Raw genomic sequence first — 17,864 nt, forward strand, 5'->3', positions numbered from 1 at the left:
GGCAGCGACCGGGGCGCGTCCCATAGTTGATCCCGCCGAAGCCCGCCATCATCCCCCGGCACCGCTCCGCGAGACGATCCGCGATTCGCTCTCCGGTGGGAACGGGCCAGACCACCAGGGTCGCAGCAGCGCGACACCCCGACGGGAATAACTCGCAGATCGAAATGGAGTAGCGTGAATCGGAATCTCTCGATTGCTGTCGTGGCACCACCCTGGTTTACCGTTCCTCCGTCCGGATACGGTGGGATCGAAGCGGTGTGCGCCGACCTGGTGGACGGTCTCGTCGCGCGCGGTCACCGAGTAGCGTTGATCGCGGCCGGGAAGTCGGAAACAAAAGCCACTGAACAGCACTCTTCGTTCGAGTCTCCCCAGAGCCTGCGCATCAACGAGACGATCGTGGACGCCTACCACACCGCGCTGGCCGATTCCGTGATTTCCGGCGGAAAATTCGACATAGTTCATGATCACACCCTCGCCGGTCCCCTGTTGGGAAGAAGCCGGAATATTCCCACCGTTTCCACGATTCACTCGAATCTCAAGGGTGACTACCTGGCGTATTTTCGGGAAATGTCCAAATGGGTGGCCTTGGTAGCGCTCTCACGCGGACATCAGGCCGCCTCTCCCGATGTCACATGGACCGATTACGTCTATAACGGGATCCGAACCGCGGACTTCCCCTTCCGGGATCGAGCGGAAAAGGAAGACTGGGTCCTCTTCCTCGGGCGTAGTACACGGGCCAAGGGCATGGATGTGGCGATCGACGCCGCTCGTGCGGCCGGGCGTCGGATCGTACTCGCCGCCAAATGCAACGAGCCTCCCGAGAAACGGTACTTCGAGGAACACGTACGCCCCCGTCTGGGAAGCGACACCGAATGGCTCGGAGAGGTCGGCGGCGCTGAGAAGGGTGAACTACTGGCCAAAGCCGCCTGTCTGGTCAACCCCATCAGCTGGGAGGAGCCTTTCGGGCTGGTAATGGCCGAGGCAATGGCATGCGGAACCCCCGTGGTCACGTACGCGCGCGGGGCGGCTCCCGAGGTCGTGGAGCATGGCGTCACGGGATATGTGAACACTTCCTTCGACGATCTGGTGGCATCGATCGATGCGGCCGACTCGCTCTCTCCAAAGGCTTGTCGCACCCGCGCCGTGGAAAACTTCGACATGAGTGTCATGGTCGAGAAATACGAGCGGCTCTACTTGCGCCTGCTGGATTCATGACCGCCCCGGAGACGAAGGCGGCCACACCCCTCGGCATCTGGGGAATCCTCAAAGGTGACCGACGTTTCCTTCTGCTGTGGATCGCCCAACTCCTCGCCACGGTCGGAACGACGGTGGGCTCCGTGGTCAAGCCGATCTACATCCTCCAGCAGGGCAGCGCGTCAGCACTCGGTTACTACCTCAGTGCCACCACTCTGGCGACTTTGGTGGCGCTCCCCTTCGGCGGCGCTCTGGCGGACCGCTGTTCCCGGATCATGCTGATCGGACTGTCTTTCCTGGCGTCCGTGGTGGGTTCGGTGCTGCTGTTGACCAGTGCGCAGGGGGCAATGCTGCCGGTGCTCGGCGCGGCGGCCTGTTCCGGCGCCGGAGTTGGGTTCTACCTGCCGGCTTCACGCGCCGTGGTGGTCGACCTCGTGGGGGTCGACCGGATGGAGGAGGCACAGAGCCTGCTGATGGCCAGTCAGCACGTTCTCGCGCTGGTCGGGCCCGCGCTCACCGGGGTGATGCTCACCATGATCTCGGTGCGTTCCGTCCTGGTCGCTCAGACGGCGTGCTACCTGCTGGCTTTCTGTGTGATCCCCGCCGTGGGCCGTCTCGACAAGGCGACGGAGTCCGCCGAGCCGCCACCACCTCGGCGTTTGGCGAGCGTGAAGGACGCCTTGGTCACCTTCATAAAAGTGCCTTGGGTGTCGGCCGGGGCGGCTCAGACAGCGTTGCAGATCTTCCTTGGGTTCGCGCCCGGTCTCGTGTTGATCCGAGTGGTCAGCGACGAGCGATACGGAAACGCCGCCCTGGGGCTGATCCTCGCGACGTCCGGTCTTGCCGGCCTGCTGGGCACGATCGTCGCCGGCCGATGGCGACCGCGGCTGCCCGGGCTGTGGTCCAACATAGGTTTCGTCTCCTACGCCGGGGTCGAGCTGTGTCTCGCCGTGGACGTTCCGTTATGGGTTTTCTGCGTTTCTATCTTTATCGGTGGTTTCGGTATCTCTTGGCACGGGATCTGGTGGTACGGAGCTATTAATAGGCGATTCTCGGACGAACTGCGCGGCCGAATAAATTCACTGGACGCGCTGACATCCAAATTGCTGGAACCCGTCGGCATGGCACTGGCGATTCCGGTGGCCGCGGTGATCGGCGTGCAGTCGCTCGCCTTCGTCGGTGTCGCCGTCTTCGTCGCCGTCCCGCTCCTGTCTCTGCTGGTTCCTGGCCTGGCGCGCTACTCGGACCCGCGCGCCCCCGAACCGTCGCTGACCAAGTGACGGACCGCCGTTGACCCGAACCAACCGGCTCCGTCCCAAGGCACAGCTCCGTCCCATGGCACAGCGGGTTCACCCTCCCGCGCGGCTCGGTCTGCCGTCGGCCCGCCAGTTTCGGCGGGCCGGCGGCAGCCCCGTCCTCAGTCTCAGCCCAGGAGCCGTTCGTAGACCTGGACATACGACTTCGCCATGGCGGACGGCGCGAACCGGCCGCGGGCCGCCGCCGCGCACAGGCCGCGATCGAGGGCACCCACCTGCTCGATAGCTGCCCTCATGGCCCGCACATCGTCGACGACAAAGCCCGTGACGGACTCCTCCACCACTTCGGGAAACGCTCCCTTGCGGAACGCGATCACAGGCGTTCCCACCGCCATGGACTCGACAATGGAGAGTCCGAACAGTTCGTCCCACTGGATGGGTGCCAGCGTGGCCAGCGCGTCCCGCAGCAGTGACGTTTTGGCCTCCCCGGAGACCACACCCACATAGTCGACCGAGACGCCGTCGAGATAGGGTTTTATCTTGCTTTCGAAGAACTCCTTGTCGGACCGGAACACGGGACCGGCGAGGACAAGAGGAATCCCCGCGCTCCTGGCGGCTTCGATGGCCAGATCTGATCCTTTGGCAGCGGATATCCTGGCGAGGTGCACCAGATAGGCGCCCCCGGGTGTCGCGCGGGCTTTCGCTCCGACGACGTCCTCGGGAATACAGTTGGGGACTGTCGCCAGGACACGCAGATGCGGGCAGAGGGAGCGCTGGCGTTCGCTGATCGTCACGTAGCCGGCATCGGGAAAATTGTTGACGATTCGCTCAAGGCCGGTCCCTTCGGCAGCATAACCATGCAGCGTCGTCACCGTTGGCGTGTTACAGATGCCGGCGAAAGGGACGCCGTACTCGGTGTGATTGTGCACCACATCGAAGTCCCCCGACATCGCGAATGCCTTTCCGGCCTGGATCACGTCATCGACCCTGTCCCAGGACGCCTTGCCATTCTTTCCCGAGGATGTCCGAGGCTCCTCGAAGTGAAACGCCAGTCGTCCGGTCGGCGAGCTCGTGCCGACGGAGAAGGTGGTGACTTCGACTCCTAATCCCGTCAGTTCCACCGCCAGGCTCTCCGCCACGCGTTCCGTCCCTCCGTACACAACTGGAGGAACGTTGACATGTGGACCCAATACCTGCAGCACGCGCACCTGTCGCCACCTTTCAGGATCTTGACCCGGTCGTTGACCGGGTCGTCCTACTCGACTTCGCCCGTCATTCGTCACGAGCCCAACGGGTCGGACCGTTGGGGGGCCATCAGCCGTCCCGCCGTTCCTGCGTAGCGCCCTGGGCTGCTCGGGTCTCGACACCACGCCCGGCTTGATGCCAAACTTTGGCAAGATGTTGCCATGGAGCCTCCCTTCCTAGCAAACCTGCTGTGCGCTCCTGGGGTTCACCCCCCTGAGCACACCCCCTGCCCTGCGGGCCCGTGGAGACCGCCCGACCCGAGACAGCACCGCAAGCCCCTTCCTCGCCGCCAACAGTCGCCGACCACCGGAGAGTGCCGCATGGAGAGGTCCCAGGCAACCTCACTTGCCAACATCGGCAAGGTTCTTCGCGCATGAGGCACTCCCGAATGAAGGAGTTCACGCCATGAGTTGGGCCTACTCTGAACTCGTTACCGATGTGTACGAGTGCCACCTTCCCGTTGGGTATTCGAACGGAGACGTCGAGTACTACTCCCGCGCGTTGAGCGGTATCACGGGCAAGATTCTCGAACCTGCCTGCGGAACAGGCCGCGTACTTGTGCCCTTGTTGGAGATGGGATTCCTGATGGAGGGCCTGGATCATTCTCCGGAAATGCTGGAGAGGTGCCGGGAGCACTGCCGGGAACGCGGCCTCCCGGAGCCCGAGCTGCACGCGGCCGACATGGCATCCTTCGTGCGGCCAGAGGTGTACGGGGCGGTGGTCATGCCGGCGGGATCCATCAGGAACATCGCCGGGCGCGAGCTCACTCTCCAGACCCTTGACTCCTTCCGTCAGTCACTGCTGCCGGGTGGTCTGCTGATAGTGGACGTGGCGGCCCCGCGTATGGCGACGGAGAACAACTCGGTCCAGATCCACCAGAAGGATCCCCATGTGCTCACGGTTCAGGAGGTGGCCGCGGTCTACGACCCGATTTCCAACAGAAGGACGCAGTACCTCCGATACGAGAAGTGGCGTGACGGCGACCTGGTCACTACCGAGCTGCATCAGTTCTGCCATCAGCTCTGGGGGCTCGACGAGTTCGAAGAACTCCTGGCCGAGGTCGGCTACACCGACATTCGAGTCACCGCCGACTATCACGAAGGAAGTACGCCGGGGCCGGCTACCGGGGACTGGACGTTCCACGCCGTTCGTCCGTAGGAAGTGACGAGTCGACAAGGGGAACTCTCCCCCATGTCGCTCTTGAGCGTTGGGTATTGAATCGGTGCTGAACCGCCGTCGGACGACACGACGTGCTGGTCTCAGCGTTCGGAAAGGTCAAAGGTCATCCGATGTCCGCTGCAAAGATGCATGCCAACGAGATCGACATCGACGTGTCACTCGTCAGCCGATTGATCACACGTCAGTTTCCGCAGTGGGCTGATCTGCCGCTGAAACAGGTTCCCTCCGCAGGTACGGACAACGCCATCTACCGGCTCGGGGACGACATGGCGGTACGCCTGCCGCGCATCCCGGGGGCCGTGGACCAAGTGGGCAAGGAACAGAAGTGGTTGCCGCGACTCGCGCCCCACTTGCCGCTGCGGATCCCCCTGCCGCTCGGGAGTGGAGTACCGGGTGAGGGATATCCCTGGAGCTGGTCGGTGTACGGATGGCTCGAAGGTGAGAACGCGACGACGGAGAACATCACCGACATGCACCGGGCGGCCAGGGACCTGGCTCGCTTCATCACCGACCTCCACGCCATCGATCACCGAGGCGGCCCGACTCCCGGAGAACACAACTTCTTCCGTGGCGTGCCTCTCGCCGACCGTGACACCGGCACGCGCGAGGCCATCGCGGCCCTGGAAGGCGTCATCGACACCGATGCCGCCACCGCCGCCTGGGAATCGGCCGTCGCGGTCCCGGCCCGGACCGGCGCCCCCGTCTGGATCCACGGAGACCTGTCGGCCGGCAATCTCCTGGTCCGGCAGGGTGACCTGAGCGCGGTCATCGATTTCGGAGGATCCAGTGTCGGTGACCCCGCGTGTGACCTGATGATCGCGTGGGAGCTCTTCTCGGGAAGCACACGTGAGACATTCCGGGCGTCGATGTCGGTCGACGACGCGACCTGGGAGCGCGGCCGCGGTTGGGCACTGTCGGTCGCGCTCATCGCGTTGCCGTACTACAAGGACACCAGCCCCGTGATCGCCGACCGTGCCCGGCACATCATCGGCGAGGTCCTGGACGAAACCCGGCCGTAGGCGTCGGGCAGCCGGTCCGGGACGACCGCGCGGCCCCTCATGCCTGCGACCGATGGCCGCGGGCAGCACTTGCCCATAGTTGCCAATCTTGGATCATGTCTGGCAACCTTTACGACTGTGTCCGGCGGCGCGCTGAATGCCGCGTTGATACTCCGAGTCTGGGGGCTCTGTGCGACCGCACTTCGAGTGGACAGAAGGACAGGTGTGTACCGCCCCGGACGAGGGCCTGCACCAGATTCTGGCGCGGACGGCTGCGACGAGTCCCGACGCGGTCGCTCTGACCTGCGGTCAACACGAGACGACGTACCAGGCGTTGGACCGAACCGCCGATGCCTGGGCGTCGAGCCTGATGGCGGCCGGTGTCACCCGCGGTGCCATTGTTCCGGTCTGTCTGCCCAGAGGTACCGAGTTGGTCATCGCCCTCCTGGCGATCCTGAAGACAGGAGCGGCGTACGCCCTGCTGGATCCGCACTGGCCGGAACGACGCCTGCTCGACGTGATGGCGCAGCTGTCGCCTCCGCTCATCGTCGCGGAGTCCGCGGACGGGGTATTCGGCGGTGTCCCACGGTGGTCACCGCCGAACCGGCCGATTGCCCCGCCCCCGGGCTGGCGACCGACGGAGGTCAGCGGTTCGGACCCGTGCTGTGTCTTCTTCACCTCGGGAACGACCGGCCGGCCAAAGGGTGTTGTGACACCTCACCGGGCGACAGCGCGTCTGTTCCAGCCCAACAGCTTCGTCCGGTTCACCGCCGAGACGGTCATGGCCCTGGCCGCCCCTGTGCCGTGGGACGCGTTCTCGCTGGAGCTGTGGTCCGTGCTGCTGAACGGCGGAACGTCCGTGATCGTGGAGGAGCCCTATCTCTCTCCCGCGGCCCTGCGCGACGTGGTGTCCCGGCACCGGACAGACACGGTCTGGCTCACGAGCAGCCTGTTCAACATGATCGTGGACGAGGACGAGGGCGCTTTCCTCGGGCTGCGCCAGGTCATGATCGGTGGTGAGCGTCTCTCCACCACCCACGTCGGACAATTCCTGCGCACACACCCCGGCATCGCGCTGACCAACGGATACGGCCCGGTGGAGAGCACCGTCTTCGCCACGACCCACCGCATCGTTCAGGCGGACTGCGAGCGGCCCGGCGGTATCCCCGTGGGCCGCCCCGTACCCGGCACCCATGTCCATGTGATGGACGGCAGCCGTACCTGCGCCGTGGGGGAGACGGGCGAGATCTGCCTCGCGGGTGACGGGCTGGCCCTGCACTACCTGGGCGATCCCGCTCTCACCGAGAAGGCGTTTCCCCGGTTGTGGCTGGGCGACGACGAGGTACGTGTCTATCGGACCGGGGACCTCGGAGTCTGGGGCACCGACGGGCTCCTCTACTACGTGGGCCGGGCGGACCGGCAATTGAAGATCCGCGGGCACCGCGTCGAGCCCGCTGAGATCGAACGTCAGGTGGAACGGTCACTGCCGTCCGTGCGGTCCTGCCGGGTACTGGCCAGGAAAGACGCCTGGGGAGCCGCGAAGGAGCTCATCGCCTTCTGTGTTCCCACTCGTCCGGACGACCCCCTTGAGGACGTGGTGGACGCGCTGCGGTCCGTACTGACCAGCTACCAGCGACCCGCCACGGTAGTGAGTGTGAACCGCTTCCCGGTGACCGAACGCGGAAAGCTCGACGAGCGTGCGCTGCTGGAGCTGGCGGGGGACGGCCCGCCAGGAACCGCCTTCTCGTCCGAGCCCGCCGTCCCGTCCGCGCCCGCGCACGGGCCCGCGGCACAACACATCACCGACGCGACGCTGCAGGCGGTGGTGGGCGCTTTCCGCCAGGTTCTGGGCCGGGACGCCATATCCCCCGACATCCCTTTCACCGCCCTGGGCGGAACGTCGCTCGCGGCCGGCCGGGTCTGTGCCCGGCTCGCCGCCCGGCTCGGCCGCCCCGTACCCGTCTCCCGGCTCCACCAGTACCCGACCGCCGCCGCCCTGGCCGACTGGCTGCGCGAGACCACCGTCCCGGACCGGCCGCGGGAAGTGCGCACGCCGCCTCACACTCACACCGCGTCGCTGACGCCCATGCAGGTCGTCCATCTCACCCGCACTCTGATCGACCCCTCCGACCGCACCTCCCACTGCCTGCTCACCTGGGTGATCGAGGGAGACCTGGACCGTGCGGCGCTCAGGTCCGCCATCAGCGAAGTCCACGGGCGGCACGAGTCTCTGCGGGCCGTCTACACGCCCGACCCCAGACCGTGCGCACTGCTCGCGGACACACCGCCTCCGGCCCTGGATGTGCTGCCCGCCGAACCGTCCGCCGAGGCCGCGGTCGATGCTGTGCGGGCCCACCTGAGTGAGGAGCTGGACCCGGTCGAAGGAGACGTGTGGAGGACAGTCCTCGTCCCCGTACAGCGGTCAGCCACCACGGTGTTCGGCTGCGTGGTGCATCACATCGCCTTCGACGGATGGTCGGAGGCGGTTCTCGCCGGGGATCTCGCCGAGGCGTACAACGCGGCTCGCGGCGCGGTCGTGCGCGGCAGACCTCTGCCGCCCTCACTGGCCGCCGTTGACCAGGAGCGCCTGCGCGGCCAGGAGAACGGCGGGCTGACGGTCCACAGGGACTATCTGCTCGCCGAGTTGGCGGACGTACCGGTCATGCGGTGGCCGGCGGACACCGGGGAACGTGTGCCCGGCCCACCGGGCAGTGTGCTGGTGGCTCTGCCTCCCTCCGTTCTCGCCGACGTCGACGCGCTCGCGGCCCGGGCCGGCGTAACCCGCTTCGTCGTCCTGCTGTCCCAGTGGGCGGCCGGCCTGGCGGAGACCACGGGACAGCGCGACTTCGCGGTAGGTGTCCCGGTCGCACACCGATACGCGCCGGGGCTGGAACGGGCCGTGGGATGTCACATCGATGTCAGCTGCGTCCGGTTGCGCGGCGCCGCTGTGGGCGGCGACGAACGTGCAGTCGCGGAAACGGGACGTATCGTCGCACGGGCGTTCGCGGCCCAGGACGTGCCGTTCACCGATGTCCTGACCATGGTCGATCCGCCGGCTGCTCGGCGGCCTCCGCTGTATCAGACACTGTTCGCGCTCCAGGACAACGCGCATCCGGATCTGGGGCTCCTCGGCCCGCGGACCACGTTCGTGCGGCAGCCCTATCTCGCGCTCCCCCTCGAACTCCACACCGAGTTCTGGCCGGAGGCCGACGGCGGCCTGCGCCTGGACGTCTCCTTCCAGCCCGACGCCGTGTCCCCGAACACCGCCCGGGAGCTGGCGAAGCGCCTCGGCGACCGGCTGCGCGCCACCACATCCGAGCGCCTGTGATGAGGGGAACCTCGATGCCGCCCGAGCAACTTCTCGACCCCGAAGCGCACGCGTCCGACACCGCCCACCTCGTGTGGCGCTTGATGCGCGAACACGACCCCGTCCACTGGCAACCCGCCACTGAGCTGCCCCCTTTCTGGTCGTTGACCCGCTACGAGGACATCCGCGCCGTCTACCGCGACCCGCGGACCTTCAGCTCCGCACAAGGCGTACTGCTCCGCCCGGAACGGCTCGGCGATGACCCCGGCGGCGGCCTCACACTCGCGCTGACCGATCCGCCCCGTCACAAGCAGATGCGTTCCCTCGTGGCCGACCGGTTCAGCACTCGCGCGGTGCGCGGGCTGCGGGATTATCTACGGGCCACGGCCCGGACACTGATCGAGCGGGCGATCGAGCGGGGCTCCTGCGACTTCGCCCACGACATCGCCGGGCGGCTGTCACTCCACGCGATCTGCCGGATCATGGGCATTCCCGAAGCGGACCACGAGAATCTTCATGTGTGGACCAACGAGGCGTTCCATGCCCACGCCTCGCTCATCACCCACCCGCGGCTCATGGAGTACTTCGCTCAATTCCTGTCCGCCACGGCGGATCGCCCCGCTGACGACCTGGTGGGCGATCTGGTCCACGGCACGGTGGACGGAGAGCCGCTGACCGAGGAAGAACTCCTGCTGAACTGGGAGAACATCATGGGCGCCACGGAGAACGGGCGGCTCGCACTGATCGGAGGGATGCTGGCCTTCCTCGAACATCCGGACCAGTGGCGGCGGCTGGGCGAAGACCGGAGTCTGCTGCCCGGCGCGGTGGAAGAGGTGTTGCGCTGGACCTCCAGTGCCACCCACAGCATGCGTACCGCCACTCGTCCCCACACGATCCGGGGCCGGCGTATCGAAGCGGGTGAGCGGGTCGTCCTGTGGCTGCCCTCGGCCAACCGTGACGAGGCCGTCTTCCGCGAACCGTACCGGTTCGACATATCCCGCAACCCGAACCACCACATAGCTCTGGCCTCCGGAGAGCACTTCTGTATCGGAAGCACGCTCGCCCGCTCCGAAATGTCCATCCTCTTCTCGGAGCTGCTCGACATGGTGCGCACGATCGAACCGGACGGCCCCGTCACACGCCTGCGCTCGATCGCCGTCAACGGTCCGGAGGCGCTTCCCGTACGCGTGACCGCCCGATGATCCGCACGACATCGAGGTCACGGCATGGCCGCGTGCGCGGCCATGCGCACCTGCCCGCTACCCGCTCTCCGGAACAGAGGACTCAATTGTGAAGCAACGGCAGCTCATTCATGTGTCGACCCCCGAAGGTGTCGCCCCCAGCTCGGGGTACAGCCACGTCGTGACCGGGCCGGGGCAACTGGCCGTCGTCGCCGGGCAGATGGCGTACGACGAGCAGGGTGAGTTCGTCGGAGAAGGCGATCCCACCGCACAGGCCCGGCAGGTCTTCAGGAACATGCGGGGCTGTCTCGCCGCCGTGGGCGCGACGATGGACGACGTCGTCAAACTGACGTACTACGTCACCGACATCGCCGATGTGCCGGCCGTCCTCTCCGCCCGTGACGAGTTCATCGACACCGGACACCCGCCGGCCAGCACCGTCGTCCAGGTCGTGGCGCTGTACCGGCCCGAACTACTGCTGGAGGTGGACGCGCTCGCACTCATCGCGCCCACCGGCTGACCAGGAGCACGGACGTACTGACAACCATGACCTCTGGAGCGACGTGACCAACACCGCCGGCCGGCCGGGACACCGCAGCGTGCGCGCGGAGCCGCCGCCCTTCGACGCCGAACTGGCCCGGCCGCTGGGCCGGATACTCCAGAAACTGCCCATGCCCCTGACACCCGGGCTCATCGGCGACAGGCGTGCCAGAACGGCGGCCGGGGCCCTGTCCGACGAGGACATCCAGCGGGCCGGGGCCTTCACCGTCGAGGAGCGGACCGTGCCCGGGCCGTCCGGGGCACCGAGCCTCACCCTGCTGATATGCCGGCCGACGGCGACGGCCGGACCGCACCCGGTTATCTATCACACGCACGGCGGCGGCATGGTGGCCGGAAGTCCGCGCGGCACCGAGCTGGTCGGTGAGCTCAACCGGGCCGAGGAACTCCAGCTCGCCGTGGTCGCCGTGGAGTACCGGCTCGCCCCCGAGCATCCCCACCCCGCGCCTGTGGAGGACTGCTACGCCGGTCTGTCCTGGCTCGCGCGGAACGCGTCGGAACTGGGGGTCGACCCCGGCAGGATCGTCCTCAGCGGTAACAGCGCCGGAGGCGCGCTCGCCGCCGCCCTCGCCCTGCTGTCACGGGACCGCGGCGGACCTCACGTATGTGGCCAGTTGCTGCAGTTCCCGATGCTGGACGACAGGTGTGACAGCTTCTCCGCGCGCCAGATGAAGCGTGTCGGCCTGTGGGACGGCCTCTCCAACCTCGCCGGCTGGACGGCGCTCCTCGGTGACCGCCGAGGCACCGAGAACGTCAGCCGCTACGCGGCGCCGGCCCGGGCGGCGGAGTTGTCCGGTCTCCCCCCTGCCTTCATCGAGGTCGGCTCCGTGGAAGCCCTGCGAGACGAGGGGGTCGCCTACGCCTCTCGAATCTGGCAGGCGGGCGGGCAGGCCGAACTGCACGTGTGGGAAGGGGCCTTCCACAGTTTCGACGAATGGGTGCCGGACGCCGTCGTCTCGCGCGCCGCACACCACGCCCGCGTGGCCTGGCTGCGCCGCGTGCTGTCGAGATAGCCGGCAACGGAATATTTCGCGGCCACGCCCAGGACAGTCTTGGCCGGCCCAGGAAGCTCAGTTGATCAGCCCAGGAAGCTCAGCCGGACCTGACGGCTCGGATTGTCCCTGTTGGTATCGACCAGACAGACGGACTGCCAGGTGCCCAGCTCCAGTCGGCCGCCGATCACGGGCAGCGTGGCGTGCGGTGGTACGAGGGCGGGGAGGACATGGTCCCTGCCGTGGCCCGGGGTGCCGTGGCGGTGTTGCCAGCGGTCGTCGGCCGGGAGGAGGGTGTGGAGCGCGGCGAGCAGGTCGTCGTCGCTGCCGGCGCCCGTCTCGATGATCGCCACGCCGGCCGTCGCGTGCGGTACGAAGATGTTCAGCAGGCCGTCCCGGCCCGCCGCGCTCTCCTGGAGGAATTCCTCGCAGGCGCGGGTCAGATCGGTCACCGCCTCATGGGTGCCGGTGGTGACGTTCAGGGTCCTGGTGGTGAATGCGTCGGACATGCCCCCATCTTCCCGCCCGCCCCGCGGGATCGCGCGTCCGCGTACCGAGACACCATTGACCGGATCCGGAAACGCTCGCTACGTTCTGCGGCATGTTGCGTTCAGCTCTGCTCACCACGCGCGGTCACATCGACCTGCTGCGGGTGGCGTCCGCCGCGTGTCGTCGCGGCTGCTGACCTCTTTCTCCCCCCGGGGCTCTTCCCTTCGGCATCGCCCCGCTTCTCCCGTCGCCACGGTCGGCGTGTCCCGCTGACCGTCCGCCGTCGTCGTATCGTCGCGCGCCGGCGCTGAGGCGTCTTTTCCGCACGCTCCTTCCCCCTCCCCCGCCCGAGGAGCCGCCATGACCATCGATCACGCACCACCGGACATATCCGCGATATCGAAGAATGATCCCCTCACGCTGGAGCCGGTGACGCCCGCGGCCGGCCCCGGGCGCCGTGCCGTGCCGCGCTGGCTGCGGCGTACCGTCGGGCCGCTGCTGCTCCTGGCCGGCTGGCAGGTGCTCAGCGCGACCGGGGTGCTGCACCGTGACATCCTCGCCTCCCCCGGCACCATCGCCCGAGCCGCCGCCGAGCTGATCGGTGACGGCACCCTGCCCGCGGCCATGGGGATCTCGCTCCAGCGGGTCGCCGTGGGGTTGCTGCTCGGCGGGGTGATCGGGATCTCCCTCGCGCTGGTCTCCGGGCTCTCCCGGCTCGGCGAGGATCTGGTCGACGCGACGGTACAGATGCTGCGGACCGTGCCCTGGGTCGGGCTGATCCCGCTCTTCATCATCTGGCTGGGCATCGGTGAGGCCCCGAAGATCGCGCTCATCGCGCTCGGGGTGGCCTTCCATCTCTATCTCAATGTGTACGCGGGCATTCGCGGCGTCGACGAGCAACTCATCGAGGCGGGGCAGTCGTTGGGGCTCGGCCGCTGGGGTCTCGTACGGCATGTCGTGCTGCCGGGCGCGCTGCCCGGTGCGATGACCGGGCTGCGGTACTCACTCGCCACCGCCTGGCTCGCGCTCGTCTTCGGCGAGTCCATCAACGCCGACGCCGGTATCGGCTTCCTGATGAACCAGGCCAGGGAGTTCTTCCGCACGGACGTCATCGTCGTCTGCCTGGTCGTCTACGCCTTCCTGGGCCTGCTCGCCGATGCCGTCGTCCGCACTCTCGAAAGGCTGCTGCTGCAATGGCGACCGACATTCCAGGGCAAGTGAGCCCTCCGAGCGCGGCTCCGGTGTCCGACGGCCCGGTGGCGGTACGGGTCGAGGGGCTGACCCGCGCCTTCGACGGGCGTCCGGTGATCGACCGGCTCGATCTGACGCTGCGCCCCGGGGAGTTCACGGCGCTGCTCGGCCGCAGCGGCTGTGGCAAGTCGACCCTGCTGCGGGTGCTTGCGGGTCTCGACCGCGATATCGAGGGGACCGTACTCGTCCCGAAGCGGCGCGCGGTCGCGTTCCAGGCGCCGCGGCTGATGCCCTGGAAGCGCGTCTGGCGCAATGTGCTGCTCGGTCTCGACGGCAAGCCCCGACGGGCCGTCGCCGAGAGCGCGTTGGCGGAGGTCGGGCTCACCCACCGGTCGGGCGCCTGGCCCAAGACGCTCTCGGGCGGCGAGGCTCAGCGCGCCTCGCTGGCCAGGGCTCTCGTACGGGAACCGGATCTGCTGCTGCTCGACGAGCCGTTCGGCGCGCTCGACGCGCTGACCCGGATCAGGGCGCAGCGGCTGGTCGCCGAGTTGTGGCAGCGGCGCGGCTGCGCGGTGCTGCTGGTCACCCATGACGTGGAGGAGGCGCTGCTGCTCGCGGACCGGGCGCTGGTGATGCGGGACGGAGTGATCGCGTACGAGACACCGGTCGCGTTGGACCGGCCGCGCGCCGTCGGCGATCCCGGTTTCACCGCCCTCCGCTCCCGGCTCCTGACCGAGCTGGGCGTCGACGAGCCCGTGGCCGCGAGTACCGCCGCCTAGGTCCTGTCCCGAGCGTCGCCTCTTCTCCCCGTATCAGAAAGAGGAACCATGAAACGCTTCCTCCCCGCCGCCCTGCTCCCCCTCGCCCTCCTCCTCACCGCCTGCTCCGGCAGCTCGTCCGCCGACGACTCCGGCGGCGCGGGCGGCTCCGTCGACGGCAAGGGCTCCCTGACCCTCAACATCGGTGACCAGAAAGGCGGTTCCGAAGCGGTTCTCCGTGCCGCCGGTGAACTCGACGATCTCCCCTACCAGGTGAAGTGGTCCACCTTCACCTCTGGACCGCCGATGCTCGAAGCCGTCAACGCCGGTGCCGTGGACCTCGGTTCCGTCGGCAACACCCCGCCGGTCTTCGCCGCCGGAGCCAAGTCGAAGATCACGGTCGTCGCGGCGAGTCATGGTGACTCCGGGGGCGAGGCCGTTCTCGTACCGAAGGACTCGCCGCTGAGGAAGACCGCCGATCTGAAGGGCAAGTCCGTCGCGGTCGCCCAGGGCAGCTCCGCCCACTACCAGTTGATCGCCTCGCTCAGGAAGGCCGGCCTCACCCTCGACGACATCAAGGTCACGCTGTTGCAGCCGGCCGACGCCCTGGCCGCGTTCACCACCGGCAAGGTGGACGCGTGGGCCGTCTGGGATCCGTACACCTCGCAGGTGCTGCGCGGCGGGCAGGGGCGGGTGCTGACCGATGGCAGGGGTGTTGTCAACGGGCTGAACTTCCAGGTCGCCGCACCGGCCGCGGTCAAGGACAAGGAGAAGGCGGCGGCCATCGGTGACTTCATCGAACGGCTGCGCCGGGCGCAGGACTGGGTCTTCGACCATCCCGAGGAGTGGGCGAAGGTCTGGGCGAAGGACACCGGGCTGCCGTACGAGGTCGCCCTGGACGCGGTGAAACTGACCCACGGCACGCGCGTGCCGGTGGCCCTCGACAAGGCCGCGATCGACTCCGAGCAGGAGATCGCCGACACCTTCACCGAACTGAAGCTCATCCCGCACGCGTTCGACTTCGCCGACTACGTGGACGACCGCTTCAACAAGGACCTCCCGCCGTCGACCTCGCCGGCGCGCAGCTATGGAAAGGCCTCTTCCCGATGAGCATTCATCTGCACTGGTTCCTGCCGACCGGGGGCGACGGACGGACGCTCGTGGACCGGCACGCGTACACCGACGGCGGTATCAAGCGCTCCCGTATCACGCCGGTGAGCGGGGTCAGGGCCCCGGACATCGACTATCTGGCGCAGATCGCCAAGGCCGCCGAGCATCTGGGCTTCGAGGCGGTGCTGACGCCGACGGGCACCTGGTGCGAGGACGCCTGGCTGACGACGGTGGCGCTCGCGCAGCAGACCGAGCGGCTGAAGTTCCTGGTGGCCTTCCGCCCGGGGCTGATCTCACCGGTGCTCGCGGCGCAGATGGCGGCCACGTACCAGCGCGTCACCCGGGGCCGGCTGCTGCTCAATGTGGTGACCGGCGGTGACTCGACCGAGCAGCGCCGCTTCGGCGACCATCTCGACCACGACCGCCGCTACGCCAGGACCGCGGAGTTCCTTTCGGTGATCCGGGGTGTGTGGGGCGGTCGGCCGTACGACTTCGACGGTGAGCACTACCAGGTGGAGGGCGGGCTGACGGCGCTGCCGCCCGACCCGCTGCCGGAGATCTTCTTCGGTGGCTCGTCCGCGGCGGCGGGTCCGGTCGCGGCCGAGCACACGGATGTCTATCTGACCTGGGGCGAGCCGCCGGCCCAGGTGAAGGAGAAGATCGACTGGATCCGCGGTCTCGCGGAGGAGCGGGGCCGTACGGTCCGCTTCGGCATCCGGATGCACACCATCTCGCGGGACTCCGCCAAGGACGCCTGGGCCACCGCGAACCGGCTGCTGGACGATCTCGATCCCGAGACGGTCGCGGCGGCCCAGCAGGCGCTGGGCAAGAGCGAGTCGGTGGGCCAGCAGCGGATGATCGCCCTGCACGGCGGGTCGCGCGACCGGCTGGAGATCGCGCCCAATCTGTGGGCGGGGGTGGGTCTGGTACGGGGCGGCGCGGGCACCGCGCTGGTGGGCAGCCATACGGACGTGGCCGACCGGATCGAGGAGTACCACGAGCTGGGGATCGAGCACTTCGTCCTGTCCGGCTATCCGCATCTGGAGGAGGCGTACTGGTTCGGGGAGGGCGTGACCCCCGAACTGGCCGCGCGCGGGCTCCTCGCGCAGGTCCCGGCCTCGCCGCTGCTGGGCGTGCCGGCGGCGAACGGCCGCCCGGCGTCCGCGCCCGGCGGTGCTCCGCTGCTGCTCTCCGGGGGCCGGTAACAGAGCACCCCGGTCCGGACCGGAACGGACCGGTCCAGTCCGGTCCGGCGGCTCAGGGGAAGATTCCCGCCCCGACGGCTGTTGGTAGAAACGTGAACGACTTTGGGGTGCGGGACATCGATGTGGTGGTCGTCGGCGCCGGGCAGGCGGGTCTGTCCGGCGCCTACCATCTGCGGCGGTCGGGTCTGGAACCCGACCGCGACTTCGTCGTGCTGGACCATGCCCCGCGACCCGGCGGCGCCTGGCAGTTCCGCTGGCCCTCGCTGACGTACGGCAAGGTGCACGGCATGCACGCGCTCCCCGGCATGGAGCTGACCACCGCGGAGGGCGATGACGGCCGGCCCTCCTCCGAGGTCATCGGGGCGTACTTCACGGCGTACGAGCGGCGCTTCGGCCTCCGGGTCCACCGGCCCGTGGACGTACGGGCGGTACGCGAGGGCGACGGCGGGCGGCTGCTGGTGGAGACGTCAGGGGGAAGCTGGTCGGCCCGGGCGCTGATCAGCGCCACGGGGACCTGGGACCGGCCGTTCTGGCCGCGCTACCCCGGTCAGGAGAGCTTCCGGGGGCGGCAGTTGCACACCGCGGACTATCCGGGGCCCGGCGAGTTCGCCGGGCTGCGGGTGGTCGTGGTGGGCGGCGGAGCCTCCGGCACCCAGCATCTGATGGAGATCGCGGAGGTGGCGGCGGACACCACGTGGGTGACGCGCCGCCCGCCCGTCTTCCGCGAGGGCCCGTTCGGCGAGGAGCAGGGGCGGGCGGCCGTCGCGCTCGTCGACGAGCGGGTACGGCGGGGACTGCCGCCGCGGAGTGTGGTGTCGGTGACCGGTCTGCCGGTCAACGAGGCGATCACGCGGGCCCGCGAGACGGGGGTGCTCGACCGGCTGCCGATGTTCGACCGGATCACCCCCGACGGCGTGGCCTGGGACGACGGCCGGACGGTGGAGGCCGATGTGATCCTCTGGGCGACCGGATTCCGGCCCGCCGTCAGCCATCTGGCACCCCTCGGGCTGCGGGAGCCGGGCGGTGGTATCCGGGTCGAGGGAACACGTGCCGTACGGGACGAACGGGTCCATCTCGTGGGGTACGGCCCGTCGGCCTCGACGATCGGCGCCAACCGGGCCGGGCGTGCGGCCGTACGGGAGATCAGGCGGCTGCTGGCGCGCGAACCGGCCGTGGCCTGACGCGCACACGTTCCGGGACC

At 68.3% G+C, this 17,864-nt stretch carries 16 protein-coding genes; 14 read left to right on the forward strand and 2 right to left on the reverse strand.

Features of this window, described 5'->3' with window-relative positions:
• The first annotated feature begins 174 nt into the window (after positions 1–174).
• Together ACFRMN_RS06585 and ACFRMN_RS06590 are read left to right on the forward strand one after the other, a co-directional pair.
• On the forward strand, positions 175–1,215 hold the full coding sequence (locus ACFRMN_RS06585; RefSeq protein ID WP_383014232.1) for a glycosyltransferase family 4 protein: 1,041 nt from the start codon (positions 175–177) through the stop codon (positions 1,213–1,215).
• Complete coding sequence (locus ACFRMN_RS06590; protein WP_383014235.1) at positions 1,212–2,474, forward strand: MFS transporter; 1,263 nt, start codon at positions 1,212–1,214, stop codon at positions 2,472–2,474. The genes ACFRMN_RS06585 and ACFRMN_RS06590 overlap by 4 nt, the downstream gene beginning before the upstream one ends.
• A gap of 143 nt (positions 2,475–2,617) precedes the next feature.
• On the opposite strand, the gene ACFRMN_RS06595 is transcribed toward ACFRMN_RS06590, so the two are convergent.
• On the reverse strand, positions 2,618–3,820 hold the full coding sequence (locus ACFRMN_RS06595; protein WP_383014551.1) for a glycosyltransferase family 4 protein: 1,203 nt from the start codon (positions 3,818–3,820) through the stop codon (positions 2,618–2,620).
• Between the two features lie 280 nt (positions 3,821–4,100).
• Between ACFRMN_RS06595 and ACFRMN_RS06600 the strand changes: the two genes are divergently transcribed.
• From ACFRMN_RS06600 to ACFRMN_RS06625, 6 genes are all read left to right on the forward strand, one after another.
• Positions 4,101–4,853 carry a class I SAM-dependent methyltransferase gene (locus ACFRMN_RS06600; RefSeq protein ID WP_383014238.1) on the forward strand — a complete coding sequence of 251 codons (753 nt, stop codon included), beginning with the start codon at positions 4,101–4,103 and terminating at the stop codon, positions 4,851–4,853.
• 131 nt (positions 4,854–4,984) lie between these two features.
• Positions 4,985–5,893 (forward strand): aminoglycoside phosphotransferase family protein, encoded by a 909-nt coding sequence (locus tag ACFRMN_RS06605; RefSeq protein ID WP_383014241.1) that lies wholly within the window; start codon positions 4,985–4,987, stop codon positions 5,891–5,893.
• 202 nt (positions 5,894–6,095) lie between these two features.
• Positions 6,096–9,200: an amino acid adenylation domain-containing protein gene (locus tag ACFRMN_RS06610; RefSeq protein WP_383014244.1), complete on the forward strand. Its 3,105-nt coding sequence runs from the start codon at positions 6,096–6,098 to the stop codon at positions 9,198–9,200.
• Positions 9,201–9,214: 14 nt separating this feature from the next.
• A complete protein-coding gene (locus tag ACFRMN_RS06615; protein ID WP_383014247.1) occupies positions 9,215–10,381 on the forward strand; it encodes a cytochrome P450 in 1,167 nt (388 codons plus the stop codon).
• 85 nt (positions 10,382–10,466) lie between these two features.
• Entirely contained in the window at positions 10,467–10,880 is a 414-nt protein-coding gene (locus tag ACFRMN_RS06620) for a RidA family protein (protein WP_383014554.1), read from the forward strand.
• A gap of 43 nt (positions 10,881–10,923) precedes the next feature.
• Positions 10,924–11,931 carry an alpha/beta hydrolase gene (locus tag ACFRMN_RS06625; RefSeq protein ID WP_383014250.1) on the forward strand — a complete coding sequence of 336 codons (1,008 nt, stop codon included), beginning with the start codon at positions 10,924–10,926 and terminating at the stop codon, positions 11,929–11,931.
• A gap of 65 nt (positions 11,932–11,996) precedes the next feature.
• Here ACFRMN_RS06625 and ACFRMN_RS06630 read toward each other — a convergent pair whose 3' ends face one another.
• On the reverse strand, positions 11,997–12,419 hold the full coding sequence (locus ACFRMN_RS06630) for a secondary thiamine-phosphate synthase enzyme YjbQ (RefSeq protein WP_383014254.1): 423 nt from the start codon (positions 12,417–12,419) through the stop codon (positions 11,997–11,999).
• Positions 12,420–12,511: 92 nt separating this feature from the next.
• On the opposite strand from ACFRMN_RS06630, the gene ACFRMN_RS06635 reads away from it, so the two are divergent.
• The 6 genes from ACFRMN_RS06635 (at position 12,512) to ACFRMN_RS06660 (ending at position 17,844) form a co-directional block, all read left to right on the forward strand.
• Complete coding sequence (locus ACFRMN_RS06635; RefSeq protein ID WP_349817350.1) at positions 12,512–12,595, forward strand: putative leader peptide; 84 nt, start codon at positions 12,512–12,514, stop codon at positions 12,593–12,595.
• 164 nt (positions 12,596–12,759) lie between these two features.
• Entirely contained in the window at positions 12,760–13,620 is an 861-nt protein-coding gene (locus tag ACFRMN_RS06640; RefSeq protein ID WP_383014257.1) for an ABC transporter permease, read from the forward strand.
• Positions 13,593–14,369, forward strand: coding sequence for an ABC transporter ATP-binding protein (locus ACFRMN_RS06645; RefSeq protein ID WP_383014260.1), 777 nt, complete (start codon positions 13,593–13,595; stop codon positions 14,367–14,369). Before ACFRMN_RS06640 ends, ACFRMN_RS06645 begins: the two co-directional genes overlap by 28 nt.
• Before the next feature lie 48 nt (positions 14,370–14,417).
• Positions 14,418–15,458, forward strand: coding sequence for an ABC transporter substrate-binding protein (locus tag ACFRMN_RS06650; RefSeq protein WP_383014262.1), 1,041 nt, complete (start codon positions 14,418–14,420; stop codon positions 15,456–15,458).
• The gene (locus ACFRMN_RS06655) at positions 15,455–16,663 is read left to right on the forward strand and encodes an LLM class flavin-dependent oxidoreductase (RefSeq protein ID WP_383014265.1); all 1,209 of its coding nucleotides are present in this window, start codon (positions 15,455–15,457) and stop codon (positions 16,661–16,663) included. Before ACFRMN_RS06650 ends, ACFRMN_RS06655 begins: the two co-directional genes overlap by 4 nt.
• Positions 16,664–16,770: 107 nt before the next feature.
• A complete protein-coding gene (locus ACFRMN_RS06660) occupies positions 16,771–17,844 on the forward strand; it encodes an NAD(P)-binding domain-containing protein (protein WP_383014557.1) in 1,074 nt (357 codons plus the stop codon).
• Positions 17,845–17,864: the final 20 nt, after the last annotated feature.

Origin of the sequence: Streptomyces sp. NPDC056835 (assembly GCF_042789485.1) — a bacterium.
GTDB lineage: Bacteria > Actinomycetota > Actinomycetes > Streptomycetales > Streptomycetaceae > Streptomyces.

Coding starts and splice junctions, on each gene's coding strand:
- ACFRMN_RS06650 (WP_383014262.1), top strand. CDS start 14,418: ATGAAACGCTTCCTCCCCGCCGCCCTGCTCCCCCTCGCCCTCCTCCTC.
- ACFRMN_RS06615 (WP_383014247.1), top strand. CDS start 9,215: ATGCCGCCCGAGCAACTTCTCGACCCCGAAGCGCACGCGTCCGACACC.
- ACFRMN_RS06630 (WP_383014254.1), bottom strand. CDS start 12,419: ATGTCCGACGCATTCACCACCAGGACCCTGAACGTCACCACCGGCACC.
- ACFRMN_RS06590 (WP_383014235.1), top strand. CDS start 1,212: ATGACCGCCCCGGAGACGAAGGCGGCCACACCCCTCGGCATCTGGGGA.
- ACFRMN_RS06655 (WP_383014265.1), top strand. CDS start 15,455: ATGAGCATTCATCTGCACTGGTTCCTGCCGACCGGGGGCGACGGACGG.
- ACFRMN_RS06645 (WP_383014260.1), top strand. CDS start 13,593: ATGGCGACCGACATTCCAGGGCAAGTGAGCCCTCCGAGCGCGGCTCCG.
- ACFRMN_RS06635 (WP_349817350.1), top strand. CDS start 12,512: ATGTTGCGTTCAGCTCTGCTCACCACGCGCGGTCACATCGACCTGCTG.
- ACFRMN_RS06640 (WP_383014257.1), top strand. CDS start 12,760: ATGACCATCGATCACGCACCACCGGACATATCCGCGATATCGAAGAAT.
- ACFRMN_RS06600 (WP_383014238.1), top strand. CDS start 4,101: ATGAGTTGGGCCTACTCTGAACTCGTTACCGATGTGTACGAGTGCCAC.
- ACFRMN_RS06605 (WP_383014241.1), top strand. CDS start 4,985: ATGTCCGCTGCAAAGATGCATGCCAACGAGATCGACATCGACGTGTCA.